The sequence below is a fragment of the Pseudomonas khavaziana genome (genome assembly GCF_036704165.1).
Taxonomy (GTDB): domain Bacteria; phylum Pseudomonadota; class Gammaproteobacteria; order Pseudomonadales; family Pseudomonadaceae; genus Aquipseudomonas; species Aquipseudomonas khavaziana.
The window spans coordinates 3,180,956-3,194,640 of record NZ_CP129946.1 but is presented as its reverse complement, the minus strand read 5'-3'; the positions used below and the strand labels follow the sequence as shown (position 1 = coordinate 3,194,640).

General features: G+C 58.9%; 12 protein-coding genes. 8 read left to right on the top strand and 4 right to left on the bottom strand.

Features of this window, described 5'->3' with window-relative positions; translation table 11 throughout:
- Window positions 1-10 precede the first annotated feature (10 nt).
- Window positions 11-877, bottom strand: coding sequence for a hydrolase (locus QYQ93_RS14010; RefSeq protein ID WP_043049433.1), 867 nt, complete (start codon window positions 875-877; stop codon window positions 11-13).
- A gap of 130 nt (window positions 878-1,007) precedes the next feature.
- Between QYQ93_RS14010 and QYQ93_RS14005 the strand changes: the two genes are divergently transcribed.
- The 4 genes from QYQ93_RS14005 to QYQ93_RS13990 all read left to right on the top strand — a co-directional run bounded on the left by QYQ93_RS14005 (window position 1,008) and on the right by QYQ93_RS13990 (window position 7,358).
- Window positions 1,008-1,886: a LysR family transcriptional regulator gene (locus tag QYQ93_RS14005; RefSeq protein WP_043049434.1), complete on the top strand. Its 879-nt coding sequence runs from the start codon at window positions 1,008-1,010 to the stop codon at window positions 1,884-1,886.
- Window positions 1,887-2,418: 532 nt separating this feature from the next.
- Window positions 2,419-4,095 carry a hypothetical protein gene (locus QYQ93_RS14000; RefSeq protein ID WP_043049435.1) on the top strand — a complete coding sequence of 559 codons (1,677 nt, stop codon included), beginning with the start codon at window positions 2,419-2,421 and terminating at the stop codon, window positions 4,093-4,095.
- Window positions 4,092-5,582 carry a hypothetical protein gene (locus QYQ93_RS13995; protein ID WP_052501143.1) on the top strand — a complete coding sequence of 497 codons (1,491 nt, stop codon included), beginning with the start codon at window positions 4,092-4,094 and terminating at the stop codon, window positions 5,580-5,582. The genes QYQ93_RS14000 and QYQ93_RS13995 overlap by 4 nt, the downstream gene beginning before the upstream one ends.
- Before the next feature lie 231 nt (window positions 5,583-5,813).
- Window positions 5,814-7,358 (top strand): hypothetical protein, encoded by a 1,545-nt coding sequence (locus QYQ93_RS13990; RefSeq protein WP_043049436.1) that lies wholly within the window; start codon window positions 5,814-5,816, stop codon window positions 7,356-7,358.
- Window positions 7,359-7,544: 186 nt separating this feature from the next.
- Here QYQ93_RS13990 and QYQ93_RS13985 read toward each other — a convergent pair whose 3' ends face one another.
- Complete coding sequence (locus QYQ93_RS13985) at window positions 7,545-8,720, bottom strand: sensor histidine kinase (protein WP_043049437.1); 1,176 nt, start codon at window positions 8,718-8,720, stop codon at window positions 7,545-7,547.
- A gap of 5 nt (window positions 8,721-8,725) precedes the next feature.
- Window positions 8,726-9,415: a response regulator gene (locus QYQ93_RS13980; protein ID WP_338474805.1), complete on the bottom strand. Its 690-nt coding sequence runs from the start codon at window positions 9,413-9,415 to the stop codon at window positions 8,726-8,728.
- Between the two features lie 219 nt (window positions 9,416-9,634).
- Here QYQ93_RS13980 and QYQ93_RS13975 point away from each other — a divergent pair, with 219 nt between their 5' ends.
- Entirely contained in the window at window positions 9,635-10,447 is an 813-nt protein-coding gene (locus QYQ93_RS13975) for a MipA/OmpV family protein (protein ID WP_338474804.1), read from the top strand.
- Between the two features lie 16 nt (window positions 10,448-10,463).
- Window positions 10,464-11,681, top strand: a complete 1,218-nt coding sequence (locus QYQ93_RS13970; protein ID WP_338474803.1) for an alginate lyase family protein — start codon at window positions 10,464-10,466, stop codon at window positions 11,679-11,681.
- An 18-nt stretch (window positions 11,682-11,699) separates the two neighbouring features.
- Here the strand turns inward: QYQ93_RS13970 and QYQ93_RS13965 are convergent, their stop codons facing one another.
- Window positions 11,700-12,593 (bottom strand): DMT family transporter, encoded by an 894-nt coding sequence (locus QYQ93_RS13965; protein WP_338474802.1) that lies wholly within the window; start codon window positions 12,591-12,593, stop codon window positions 11,700-11,702.
- A gap of 153 nt (window positions 12,594-12,746) precedes the next feature.
- Between QYQ93_RS13965 and QYQ93_RS13960 the strand changes: the two genes are divergently transcribed.
- Window positions 12,747-13,328, top strand: coding sequence for an XRE family transcriptional regulator (locus QYQ93_RS13960; protein ID WP_338474801.1), 582 nt, complete (start codon window positions 12,747-12,749; stop codon window positions 13,326-13,328).
- Window positions 13,321-13,599: a LysR substrate-binding domain-containing protein gene (locus tag QYQ93_RS13955; RefSeq protein ID WP_338477258.1), complete on the top strand. Its 279-nt coding sequence runs from the start codon at window positions 13,321-13,323 to the stop codon at window positions 13,597-13,599. Before QYQ93_RS13960 ends, QYQ93_RS13955 begins: the two co-directional genes overlap by 8 nt.
- Window positions 13,600-13,685: the final 86 nt, after the last annotated feature.

The following is a 13,685-nucleotide window of genomic DNA, read 5'->3' as shown; positions in this document are numbered from 1 at the left end:
CAGCGGTGAATCAGCCCAGGCTGCGCTTGTGGCGCAACACCTTGGCGAAAAAATCCTGGGCCGCCGGCATGACCTTGATGCCCTGGTGCGCGACGTTGGGCAGCAGATCAAAGTGCACCTGCACACCGGCGGCCTCGAAGCTGGCCTTCAAGGTAGCCAGACGTTCCGGTCGCGTACGTCCAGCAGCGTTGGCACCGGCCATGAAGTGCTTGCCGCCTTCACGGTGGGTAATTTCCCAGGTTTCGAGGTCTGAATCCCCCACCACCATATGCACGGGCAATCGCCGCAAAGCTGGCAGGTTCAACGGTTTGCCAAAGCGTGTGGCAAAGTCCCGCACGCCGACCCACCAGTCCTGATCGGCATCGAGCAGGGTCACCGAACCCGGTGCGCCGATGGACGCCGCCCAGAGTTTTTCGGGGTGCAGGTAGCAGAAGCGATGGGTGAATTGCCCACCACCGGAATAGCCGAACAGTGCAAAGGTATCGAAGCTGCGGCCGTAGCGCTTGCCAACGCTGGCGATCATGTCGAGCAACACTTGGTCGTAACGGATATCGCCTTCGACCATCTGCTTGTAGCCATCACCATTGCCGTCGCCCAACACGCCGACCGGGAACAGCGGCGACAGGATCACACAATCGTTCCAGCGGCCAAATTCCGCGAAACCATTGCGATAAATCTCCATCGCACGGGTCGAGCCGTGCAGCGAAACCACCAGGTCTACCGGACGGGTGCGGTCCTCGATGCTTTCAGGCACGTAAAGGGTGTAGGCAAACCGGCTGTCCTCATAGTGGGAGTACACGGTGGTGGCGCCGAGGTGATACACGTTTTTTGCCGCACGTAATGCTGCGTTTTCAGGGCTGATATCTGGATTGCTCATTTGGAAAGTTCGCCGAGTCAGTTCGGACTTGAGTATTGGTCGAGCACTATAAAAAGAAAAACTAATTTAACTTTAACCAGAGTAAACAAAAGCTTTACTATGCCGGCGTACCCATGAGCGCGGCCTACCCATGAGCAACATTCGTTTCTTCAAGACGTTTATCGCCGTCGCCGAGTACGGCAGTTTTGCCGCCGCCGCCGACCGTGTGGCCCTCACCAACGCCGCCGTCGGCCAGCAAATGCGCGCCCTCGAAGAAGAGATGCGCCGACCGCTGTTCGACCGTAGCCAGCGGCAGATCAAGCTGAGCCGCGATGGCGTGTTGTTGCTGCCCAAGGCCAAGCGCCTGTTGGCGGACTACGAGCAAATGATTGCAGAGGCGCCCGATGGCATGGCCATGGAAGGTGAAGTGTCCATCGGCGGCATTACCTCCGGCATGGGCCTGCTCGCCAATTGCCTGGTGCAACTGAAAAAGCTGCACCCGCGCATATCGGTCAACCTGATGACCGCCCGCTCCGACGAAGTGGTCAACCTGGTACACGCTGCCAAGCTCGACGCGGCATTGCTGATCGAGACCGCGCGGCAGAACTTCGACGGCTTGAGCTGGACCCTACTCTACAACGAGCCCATCGTCATGCTCGCCAATACTGCACAAACTGCAGGCATCAATGACGCTGTGGAACTGCTCAGGACCCAGCCGTTCATTCGCTATGACCGTTCCACCGCCGTGGGCCGCAAGGTGCAGTCGATCATCAAGAGTGAATCGGTCGAACCGCTGGAAATCCTCGAGCTGAACTCGATCATCGGCATTGCAGACCTGGTACGCCAGCAAGTCGGAGTTGCTATTGTGCCGCTGCTGAAAAATTTCGACTGGCACAAAGACCCAAGCCTGCGTGTACTGCCATTGCCGGGAGACTTGGCGGTGCGCCGAGTGGGGATCTTGGAGCAAGGCACCAAAAGTGCAATTACCGGGGAAATTCGCAAGCTGCTGATGTCGGCTGTGGCAACGTAATCATCCCCTTTTGCGTGGTTCATTAGTACCCACCATCGGAAAAGTCCGTGAGTTGCGCCCCGGTCTCTCAGCAGGAACTTCCCGCTTACGAGCAAGCACCTTTCACCTCCAAAATAATTTTAGCGACCGGCTGTTCATGGCCAAAACGGTCTTCGCGACATCCGGCAATTCGCCAATGCTGACTCCCGTTTAGGCTGCAATCGGCCCAAAATGCGTAAAACACGGTGCCTTCATGGTTCGGCGCGCCAATAATTAAGCGTAGTCCCGGGCCGCTGCACAGCGGTGAACGCGCTGCGCCGACAAGGTATGAGGACATCCTTCAAATTCGGCTTCATTGGGCTCGTGGTGGTTATCAAAAAGGGCTACGAGTTGTACCGCGAATATTCGAAGCTAAAACGCGCCCTTTCGGCACGCCAAAAGGCTCAGTCATGGGCTGCTTGTGTGTAGCCGCTATCGCCTAAAGTCAAAATGGCATTGCGCCACCATCCGAGTTAGCATATCGCGACTCGCTTAACCTAGAAAAGGACCTTCCATGAGTGTTAGCGCCTATCTTCGCGAAAACCTCGGCTCTATCTCTTCCAAGAATGTTTCCGTTGCTCCGGGGATCGATGAAAAAAAGCTGAACAACGCACTTAAGGCCTTCGCATACAACGGGCTGCCAGGAAACGTCGTGGCATTGTTCGACAACACCCTGTTCGGTAACGGCAAGGATGGTCTGTTGTTCACTGGCGAGCAGGTGATCTACCGCTCCGGATTCGCCGACCCGATCCACTTCCCCTACGAAGAGATCCGCAGCGCCAAGTACACCCAGGTGCACACCGGAAGCATGGACAAGCTCGAGCACGCCCTGATCTTCGAGCGCAAGGACAATAGCCAACTGGTCATCAAGGACCTGAGTGATTGCGACTACGCAGCACTCGCATCCGTGCTGCAGGGCGTTATCGAAAACTTTACCGAGTTCCAGGACGAAAAACAGCTCATCCCTCTCGAGGAGATGGAAGAAGCGGTCAAAGTGGCGTATCTCAAAGTCATCGTGAACATGGCCTACGACAACGACTCGGTCATCGATGAGAAAGAGTTCGCGGAGATCCTGCTGTTGATGACGCGGCTGGACCTGGAACCTGAGTCGCGCTTCACTGTGCGCGCCTACATGACCGGTTTCAACCAGGCGGCGGCGCTCGAAGCACTGCTTGCGGAGCTGGACAGCCATAGCCCACGGGGGCAGATCAGGCCGCTGCACATTTCGCTAACCAAAGACTTGATCAACCTGTACTTCTCCACCGGCGGCGGCTCGCTGGAGACCTTCGGCTTCCTGCAAAGAAACCGTGCGCTCTTGCAGGTCACCGATGACGAGATCGACCTTGCCGTCGCGGCCATCCGTAACGACTACAGCATGCTGAAGGACGATGTCACCGATGATCAAATTGTCAGCGCGCTGAAGCTGCTTTCGGCGAAGGCCGCGGCTGTCGGCACTCCATTGGCCGCAGTGTATCTCTCGGGTTCGGTGGTAGGAATGTCTGCGGCCGGGCTGACGTCCGGCCTCGCCACGCTGGGCATGGGCGGCATACTCGGCCTGTCGGGCATGACCACGGGGATCGGTGTCGCCGTGCTGCTCGGTGTGGGCGCCTACGCAGGCGTGCGCAAACTGACGGGCGCGGACGAGCTCACGCGCTCGAAGCGACGCGAGCTGATGCTGGTCGAGGTCATCAAGCAGACCCAGGCGACCATCTCGCTGCTGATGCAGGACCTCAACCACATTACCGATCGGCTGAGCCAGGCCCTTGCCGAGCATGGCGAGCAAGGCCAGATGATTCAGCGCCTTACCGCCATGATGGGGCAGATGACCGGCGCCGGTACCGTGCTGACCAACAAGTGCGAAGCGACCCAGAGCAGCGCGACCAAACTGCGCTGCGCTCGTTTCCTTGACGACGCCAAGCTCAAGACGCTCACCAAGGAGCCTACTAAGGCAGAGCTGTTTGACTTCATCAGATCGTTCTACGAAGAACGTTCATTCTCCCAGCAGAAGGACGGTCAGCAGTTCGAGACGCTCAAGCTCGCAATCAAACCAGGCGTGTCGCCGAAGGCGCTGGAGAACCTTGCCCGAGCCTTTGAAGCGGTCGGTTATTTCAACGTCAGCGATGTACTTGTCGGCGGCGCCGCCGACATGGCAGACAAGGCCAAGGGCAAGCTGCTCGGCCTGTTCTCATGAGCAATAAGGATGCGTCGACCGAACAGGCCCAGGCGATGCTGGTGCAAAAGCACCAGTTGAACACCGCGCAAAACCATTTAGGACTGGTCGATGGTGCACTGCAAAACTTGCAGGCCACGCAGGCACAGAGCCGCCAGCATCTCGAACTGTTGATGCTCGAAGCTGAAACACTGGTCGAAAGGAACCATGTGATTTTCGAGGTGGATGACGACGATGCACTGCTTGTCGAGAGCAGTTATGCCGTACAAGGAAACATCGTGAGCGTCGGCACACCGCTGCCAAACCTCGACTTCATCGACATGAAAGGCGAGAGCGACTGGAATGTCTACCTCGACCAGGTCACTGCCTATGCCCAGCGACAGCGGATTGAATTTGGCCACGATCCATTCCGCGACCTGATGAGCGCAAGCCAACGTATTGCGCTGGAAAAACGCATCCGCGATGAGTTTTCGTACAAGTGCGCCCACTGCGACAAATACGACTATATGATCGCCGGCACCTGCGGCCTGATCGGCGGCCTGGTGGACGTTCTGTTCGTCGGTCTCCCAGGTCGGGGAGCGCTCACCCACTTTACTGACGACATGACCGATAAAGCGGTGCAGAGGTTCGCTGCCTGGAACGGCTGGCAAGGCCCTAACACAGGCAGTGACCCGGTAACCAGCGCCATTGGTTTCCTGGAAAGGAAGTACAAGGTCAACTACGACCATCGTCACGGAGGCGATGTCGGCGGCCTATTCAAGATGAGCACGCGCAACCACCACATCAAAAGCCTGGCGCATTCGCCGGACCTTGTCGGATTGTTCTTTTCGATACTGGATCAGTTCACCAGTAGCGCACATTTCGTCGATGGCGGCCGAATCATCAGTGTCGATACCGATACGTTCGAGCTCAAGGGTTCGAACCTGGTGGCTAAGCTGTTCTGCGGCTGCATGAATTGGCTGGGGCACCTGCTCTCGGATGTGGCCGGCTCCTCTGGCGCAAAAACGCGAGGGTCGGGTATTCCGATTCCGTTTTCCTCGCTACTGCAGTTCATCAACCTCGGCGAGTTTGGACAGCATCGGCAAACCTTCGCCACGATCGCCGTCCAGGTATTCGAAAAGGGCTACGACCTGCGTCACGGCCTGGCAATGGCCATTCCGGTGATGCTTAGCGAAATGTTGACCCGAATGATGTGGGTCGTGAAGCAGCGCTTCTATCACGAGAAGGAATGGGTTGAGTGCATTCCGTCGGCCACTAATTCCGAACTTCAGCGGATGCTGCTGATGGCACACGGCACCCTTTGCGTGGTGGATGGCGCGGATGCGGCGATTCGCTCGGGCGGCGACATGATCCAGTTCATGTTGCGCTCAAACCTCATTGCCTGGGCGCGCTTCGGCACACTGGCACTCAAGGAACTTAACTCTTGGTACCAGGACGGGAGGCTCGACATCAAGGCCGTCGATACCTACCTGGACGCTGAATACGAGCGGCTGGTGGCGAGTGCGTGACAGATTCAAAGAATTAAAGCTTGGCAGATAAGAAGAGAGACCGCCGAACTACCGCCCGTACGGCGGCCTTATCGCAGGCCACCCAATGCGCCGCTAGCAGACGGAAGCACCATACAGCCACAACTCAGAACTCTGATAGTTATCAAATTCGTGCCCGCGGCCCTGCCCTCTGGCGCGTAGTGAAATCCGTGCGCAACGAATGCGAACGCAGTTGATCCAGTGAGAGCAGTCATGGAAAAAAAAGTACTTGGTGTTTTGCAGAACTTCCATTCCGAAGGTCTTTACGTTGCCCCAGACATTCCACGCAAGAAGGCCGATAACGCCGCCGCGTCCTATGGCATGCCCTCTTCCGCGAAACTGTTCGCCATCGTTGATTCGACGGTTTTCGGTTCGGCGAAGAACGGCCTGGCGTTTACCTCACATGGCCTGTTCTGGAAAAACGACTGGACTACCACCTCGGCTAAAACTCATATGCAGTGGGAAGAGTTCAAAGCCACGGCCCAGGGTCGGGCCACGAAAGGTTCTGAACTGATCTTGGGTAATGGCTGCGCGTTCGGCATGGCCGGTTCGAGCATGAAGCCCAAGGCTCTGCTGCAATTGCTGGAGAAGTTAGCGGAGCAGTTGCAGGAACCTGCCGAGCCGGTGGGGCAAGCAGTCGAGACGCCCGTTGGGCAACCTGCTGCCGGCCAGGCGCCGGTTGTACGCGAAGAACCTGTCAGCGCCCCGACTGTAGCTGTTATTCATCCTCGGCCGCCGCAACCTGAGCCCGAGCCTGTTCGCAAGCCCGCGTTCGAAGGCAGCTATCAGCAAGATCAGCTGCAGATCGTCAGTGCAGTGGCCAAGCGGCACAGGTTGTCTCACCAGATCCAGGTGGCACCCTCGATCAAGGTGTACAAGGTCGAGAAGGTCATCGAGGTATCGGCTGGGCAGATCAAGCCATACGACATCCTGCTGATCGTCGATAACACCTTCCTGCAGACTGCCAAGGACTTCATGGTGGTGACCGCTCAGGCAGTGTGGGCCAAGGGGACACTTCGCAAACTTGAGCAATTCCCGATCAGCGAGATTCGCAACATTCGCTGCGAGGCAAAGAATCTCTACATCAACGACTACGACTTCCAGTACTTCGATCAGCTTTCAGAGAACGAAGTGCTAGTGATGACCAACATGCTCAAAGAGCTGGTTGTGGCGTTGGGCAACCAGCAGCAGCGCTCGGTTGGCGGGGGCGGCCAACCACAGCTACCTCGCCTGCTAGACAACGTTCTGTCTGCGATATACGACGATGTCATCAACGACGCCGTCAGCCGTATGCGCTTGGACAATCCGCAAGGTCGAGAGCTCATTAAGACACTGACTGACTGCTGCTTCGCCACATTCTTACTGGTGAGCGCTCGCCTACAAGAGCATCAGAGTTCAGACCGTGCAGAAATGCTGGGGCAATACCTGCTGGCACAAACCCTGGCGACTGTGTTTGCGCTCCGAAGCAGTGACGAGTTGTGGAGCAGCCTGGAACTACAGGTAGCGTACACGATGATTCAGGGACGGTTGATTTACCGCGTGTTCGGGCAGACCGAGCGGGCCGGTGTCGATATGTATCCTGGGCAAGAGTGCTATGTGCAAGCGCTTAGAAGTGTGATGGAGGCAGGTAGTCTTGATGACGGCCTGGATGCGCTACGCGACGTGCTGGGGGAGATTACGCGAGCGAATCAAAAAGCAATTGAGGCTGCGTTTGAATGTGCCGATCAAGTTCAAGAGATGTTTATTGAAGGGTTGTAAGTAGCGGTCTCCCAGGGTTGAAGCGAGCAGACGGAGGGGTTCAAGCCCGCCGTCTGCTAGGTGCGAATACAGAGAGGCTGCCAACTGAGCCATGTTTATCGCAGTGCCAAGCTACACAGGCAGGTAAAAAATTCCTTATATGATATGAACGCTTATTGGCACCGGTGCGGTGGGTGGATTTGCGGGCTACAGCGCAAACTCCGCCCGGATCAGCGTGCCCCCTTCGGCGCGGTTGCTGGCGGTAATGGCTCCGCCATGGGCCTGGCAGATTGCGCGGGCGATGGACAAGCCCAGCCCGCTGCCGCCCGAATAACGCGCCCTGGAGCGCTCCGCCCGCCAGAAGCGGTCAAATACGCTGTCCAGGTGCTGAGCCTCGATACCTGGGCCGCGATCACCGATCTCTAACACCATCCGGTCTTCGACTCGATGCGCCATGACGCTCAATTCGCCCCCGCCAGCCGCGTAACGCAGCAGGTTATCCACCAGGATATTGATCACCTGGCCCAGACGATCGCGATCGGCATGCAGACGAAATCCATCGGCAATACTGACCTGCGTGCGCACGCCTGCCTCATCCAGTTGCGGCTGGAACCAGGCCAGTCGCTCGGCGACCAGGGCCGCCAGGGAAAAATCGCTGCGCTCCAGCACCAACCGGCCGGCCCGGGCCATCGACAACAGGTGCAGGTCATCCACCAGTTTTCGCAGTTGATCGAGCTGACGCTTGACCATGCCCAACTGCGCGGCATCGCTGGGGAACACCTCATCGAGCATGCCCTGCACCCGGCCCATGGCGGCGTTCAATGGCGTGCGCAGTTCGTGGGCGATGACCGCGCTGGACTCGCGTACATCGCGCTCATAGCGCTCCAGTTGCGTGGTCATGCTGTTGAAGTCACCGATCAGTCGCTGCAGCTCATCGGGTGCGTCGCGATGAACCGGCAGGCGCGTCAGGAAATCACCGCCGGCAACCCGTCGCGCGCCCTGGGCAACCGCCGAAAACTGGCTGGACAAAGGCCGCGAAAACCACAAGCCACAGGCGATGATGATCGGAATAGCCGCCAGCACCAGGCATGCCAGAATCAGCCAGTCGCGGTTGGCCATGTCCGGCAGGAAGAATTCCAGCGGATAGTATTCGGCAACCAGTTGGCGCAAGCGTGTCTCATTGAGCTGCGGCTCGACGCGCAACTGCAGCAACTCCTCGCGCGCCGCTGGCGGCAGGTGCTGCAAAAAGTAGTGGTCCGACAGTCTGAAGTTGATCCACATGCAGATGGCGATCACCACCACCGCGCCGATCGCCAACAGGCTCATGCGCATGCCGACCCAGCGCCACAGGGGTTTGTCGTTGACCCGTGAATTCTCAAGCATGGTGCTCACCTGAATCGATAGCCGATGGAGCGCACCGTCACCAGTACCCCGACGATGCCATGGGTTTCGAGCTTGCGCCGCAGGTTGTGCACATGGGCGTCTACGACGCGGGCCAGGGCTTCACTTTCCGGCAGGCAGATTTCCAGCAGCTCATTACGGGTGAAGGCCTTGGAGGGGGTCTGCAGCAAGGTGACCAACAGTTTGAACTCCGTCGGCGTCAGGTCCAGCAACTGCGACGGCGCATCGCGGTGTTCAATGGCCGCGGTAAAGGCGACGAGGTCCACTCGCAGGTTTTCATGACGCAGTGACTGTTCCACCGGTTGGCTGCCCGTGGTACGCCGCAACACCGCATGCACCCGCGCCACCACCTCGCGTGGGCTGTAGGGCTTGACCACATAGTCGTCGGCGCCATAGCGCAAGGCGCCGAGTTTTTCCGGCTCGTCGCCCATGGCCGTGACCATGATCACCGGCGTATCACTGCTGCGCCGCACGGCGGACAACACCTCGGTGCCACTCAAGCGCGGCAGCATTACGTCGAGCAATATCAGGTCGGGCCGCCAACTTTTGTGCAGGTCCAGGCCGCGTTGGCCGTCTTCGGCCAGGGCCACCTCAAAACCGTCCCGACGCAGATAGGCTTCGAGAATGTTGGCGCTGTCGGCGTCGTCTTCGACGATGAGGATACGTTTTCCTGACACAAAGAAGCCTCTTGATGAAACCTTGATAATTCACGAACGGTTTATTGAAAGTCCGCGGGCAGTATTGCCCTACGCCCGGCTTTCGCGAGCCGATCCTATGCCGACCACTGCATCGCTGTCCAAGCCTATCCAGCTGGCTGAACGCCTTGGCGCGGTTTTGCTGTTGGTCGCCACGCTGTCCGGCGCACCGCTATTTTCCTCCGCTGAAAGGGTTTCACCATGAACTTGACCACTCCTCCTACCCGTACCGCGCTATGGAGCGCCGCCGCATTGGTGGCCTGCACGCTCGCGGCCCCGGCACAGGCGGCCGACGCTAGCCCGGCAGCCGACAAGACCATCGCTACCCTGGGCCTTGGCATGGGGATCACGCCGCGCTACATGGGCGCCGACCGCTACCGCGCGCTTGTGCTGCCGATGTTCAGCATCCAGCACGGCGTGCTGTTCGCCGATACCACTCGTGGTCTGGGCCTGCAATTTCAATCCGACAGCGGCTTTGGCGCCAGCGCGGCGATCAACTACGACCTGGGTCGCAAGGAGAAGGACAGCACCAGCCGCCCGGGTGACCGTGAGCTAAACGGCATGGGCGATGTCAACGGCGCCACCGTCGCCGACTTCACCCTCAGCCAGCAACTGCTTGACTGGCTGTCGGTCAGCGGCGAAGCCGAACTGCGCATGGCCGGTGAGCACCGTGGCAACCGCTACCGCTTCGGCCTGGAAGGCATCCTGTTTCACACAGACAGCGACACCCTGGCCCTGGACATCGATGCGCACGCCGGCGATGGCCGCTACAACCAGACCTTCTTCGGCGTCACCCAGGCACAGAGCCAGCGTTCGCTCTATGGAAAATACAGCGCCGATGCCGGGATCTACGCCTACTCTGCCGCCTTGAACTGGCAGCACAGCCTGGACGCACACTGGTCAACGCTGGTCAGCCTGACGCTGACCCAGTACGCCGACCAGGCCCGTAACAGCCCGTTGGTCCGGCGTGAGAGCGCAGGCCTGGGCATGTTCGCCATCAACTACACCTTCTGATAACGAGGCGCCAGGCATGCAGGGTTTTGCTCAATTGTTCCGAGCTTGGGGCCGTCTCCTGCTGCTCGGCGCGCTGTCGCTGAGTACCGGTGCCCAAGCCTCGGCGTTCGTCCATCCGGGCCTGCTGCAGACCGAGGAGGACTTCATACGCATCCGCGAAAAACTGGCCAACCATAACCAGCCGTGGCTGGCCGGCTGGCAGAAGCTGATCGCCAACCGGCACGCATCCCTGGCCTGGAACCCAAGCCCGGTCGCGGTGGTGTATCGGGGGGCAGATGGTCGACATCCGGAAAACTACGCCAGGTTATTCAACGACGCTGCCGCCGCGTACGCCTTGGCCCTGCGCTGGCAGCTTTCGGGCGATACCGCGTATGCCGACAAAGCCGTAGCGATGTTGAACCAATGGTCCACCACCCTGACGGCGATTGAAGGCACATCGGACCGTTTCCTGGCATCCGGTTTGTATGGTTATCAACTCGCCAATGCCGCAGAGTTACTGCGCGGTTATTCAAAGTGGACGGCTGCGGACTTTCATCAATTCCAGCGCATGATGCTCACGGTCTTCTACCCGATGAATCATGATTTCCTGGTACGTCACAACAACGCGCGGGTCGACCACTATTGGGCGAACTGGGACCTGGCCAACATGAACTCGATGCTGGCAATTGGCGTACTGACTGACCGCCGCGATATCTATGATGAAGCGGTCAACTATTTCAAACACGGCGCTGGCGACGGTGCCATTGAGCACGTGGTCTGGAAGCTCTACGGCAATGGCCTGGGCCAGGTCCAGGAAAGCGGGCGTGACCAGGCGCATACACTGCTCGACATCGCCTTGCTCGGGAGTTTCTGCCAAATGGCCTGGAGCCAGGGCGACGACCTGTTCGGTTACCAGAACAACCGCGTGCTACAAGGCGCCGAGTATGTGGCCAAGTACAACCTGGGGCACGACGTGCCATTCACCCCCTTTAGCAACAGCGGTTTCAAGCAAACCGTTATCTCGCCAGAACATCGCGGCGACATCCGTCCGATCTGGGAACTGCTCTACAACCACTACGTCGTACTTAAAGGCCTCAAGGCGCCGAACGTGAAAGCCTTCGCGCAGAAGGTCCAGGTTGAAGGTGGTGGCGGGGATTACGGACCGAACAGCGGTGGCTACGATCAGTTGGGGTATGGAACCTTGCTGTATTCGTTGGGGGAATATGGGCTGTCCAACACTGAGCTGATGCCGTGAAGGCCCATCTTCGAGCCCCTACGTCACTTCCTGACGCGGAGCGCGACCCAGCGACCAACCGAAGTTCATGCCCGCAGCCGCCAGCAGGATGGCGCTCGCACCGATCACTTGCAGGACGCTGAGCGGATGCGCAAAGGCAACCCAGTCGACCAGGATGGCCACGATCGGATAGATGAATGACAAAGCCCCCACCAGCGCCGTGGGGATTTTCTGAATGGCGCTGTACAGCAAGGTGGACATGAGCCCGGTATGAACCACGCCGATAATGATCAGGTACGTCCAGGCGCCCTCCACCGTATCGACCCTGCCCACATCCACGAACGGGGCCAGGACCAGCGCACCGACCACCATCTGGATCAGCACGATCAGGTGCGCGGGCAGGTCCTTGAGGCGTTTGGTGATCGCTGCCGCCACCGCGTAGAAGAAGGCTGAAGCCAGGGCCAGGCAAACGCCCAGCACGTAGTCGGCACCCGTGGCCTGCCCACTGCCCTTGGCGGATACGATCAGCATCAGGCCGCCGAAGGCCAGCAGCAGCCAGCCGACCTTGGCGGCGCTGAGGCGTTCGGCAAAAAACACTACACCCAGGCCCACCAGCATGAACGGCTGGACGTGGTAGACCACCGTGGCAATGGCGATGGAGGAGTGTTTGTAGGCACTGAACAGCAGCACCCAGTTGAGGATCAGCGCCAGCCCGCCCAGGCACACCAGCATGAACTGCCGCGGGCTGATCACAGAGCGGCGCAGCACCCCGAGCACGAGGCACGCAACCAACATCGCCATGGCACCGAACACGCAACGCCAGAACACCACGGCCTCCGGACTCTGCCCCGACATGACGACGAACCAGCCCACTGTGCCGGAGATCACCATGGCCGAGATCATTTCGAGGGTCCCACGGGTTTGCGACTTCATCACTCACTGCTTCCTTGCTCTCGACATTGCCGTAACCTAAGCCCGCCATAGACAGCCCGGCTGGAAAGTCGAACTTTATAATGAACTATCGGGCGTTATACTGAACAAGGCATTTAAGATCGTCAACTCATTTAAGGATGTTTTATAAAACAAATGACCGACATAACGAACGCCGTCACGGTAAATACCCCCAGCCGCATCGACCTGCTGGCACTCTCAATCAAACGCGAACGCTTGGCCGCCGGGCTCTCCTTGACCGAATTGGCGAAACGCGCCGGGGTAGCCAAGTCGACCTTGTCTCAATTGGAAGCGGGCATCGGTAACCCCAGCATCGAGACCTTATGGGCGTTGGCGATGGCAATGGGTTTGCAAGTCACCCGGTTCTTCGAGCAACCCCAGCAGACGCTACGGGTGATCCGCGCCAACGAGGGCATGACCGCCTATGCCGAGACGGCCAATTACGCAGCGACACTGCTTGCCGATTGCCCTGCGGGGGTACAGCGCGACATCTACCGGCTGAAGGTGCAGCCCGGCGAAGTGCGGCTGTCTCAGCCTCACCCTTCGGGCACCATAGAGCACGTGGTGCTGTGCAGTGGCAGCGCCCATATAGGCCCGGCAAGCGGGCCTGTGCTGCTGAACGCTGGCGACTACATCAGTTACCTGGCAAATGTGCCGCATGTGTTCGAAGCACTTGAGGCGGATACGACGGCGGTGATGGTGATAGAGCATTCCTGAGAAGGAGGCCCTGGAAACGGCAGGGCTGCGTGGTGCCGCCATCGCCAACCTGCCGGTCGCCTTCGCGGCCGATGAGATCACGGATGGACACCTGATTGCGTTGCTGCCTGAGTGGCAGCCCGCCGAATGTATGATTACCGTCGTCTTTGCGTCCAGGCGTGGGCTGATGCCGTCGGTGCGGTCCTTGATTGACCTCCTGGGCGAGGCGTTCAAGGTTCCTTGCACCCTCGGCAATAGTCTTTTGTCATCAAGCTCATTGATAGCTCCCTAACGAAACCCCTATGCTAGAGGGCTAAGTACGCGCTTATATCATTCCGAATGATAGTTACCTTTGCTTCATTCGATTCGTGACATACC

Excerpts from the sequence above, each read along its gene's own strand:
- QYQ93_RS14000 (WP_043049435.1), top strand. The coding sequence starts at position 2,419 with ATGAGTGTTAGCGCCTATCTTCGCGAAAACCTCGGCTCTATCTCTTCC.
- QYQ93_RS13975 (WP_338474804.1), top strand. The coding sequence starts at position 9,635 with ATGAACTTGACCACTCCTCCTACCCGTACCGCGCTATGGAGCGCCGCC.
- QYQ93_RS13990 (WP_043049436.1), top strand. The coding sequence starts at position 5,814 with ATGGAAAAAAAAGTACTTGGTGTTTTGCAGAACTTCCATTCCGAAGGT.
- QYQ93_RS14005 (WP_043049434.1), top strand. The coding sequence starts at position 1,008 with ATGAGCAACATTCGTTTCTTCAAGACGTTTATCGCCGTCGCCGAGTAC.
- QYQ93_RS13965 (WP_338474802.1), bottom strand. The coding sequence starts at position 12,593 with ATGAAGTCGCAAACCCGTGGGACCCTCGAAATGATCTCGGCCATGGTG.
- QYQ93_RS13970 (WP_338474803.1), top strand. The coding sequence starts at position 10,464 with ATGCAGGGTTTTGCTCAATTGTTCCGAGCTTGGGGCCGTCTCCTGCTG.
- QYQ93_RS14010 (WP_043049433.1), bottom strand. The coding sequence starts at position 877 with ATGAGCAATCCAGATATCAGCCCTGAAAACGCAGCATTACGTGCGGCA.
- QYQ93_RS13960 (WP_338474801.1), top strand. The coding sequence starts at position 12,747 with ATGACCGACATAACGAACGCCGTCACGGTAAATACCCCCAGCCGCATC.
- QYQ93_RS13985 (WP_043049437.1), bottom strand. The coding sequence starts at position 8,720 with ATGCTTGAGAATTCACGGGTCAACGACAAACCCCTGTGGCGCTGGGTC.
- QYQ93_RS13995 (WP_052501143.1), top strand. The coding sequence starts at position 4,092 with ATGAGCAATAAGGATGCGTCGACCGAACAGGCCCAGGCGATGCTGGTG.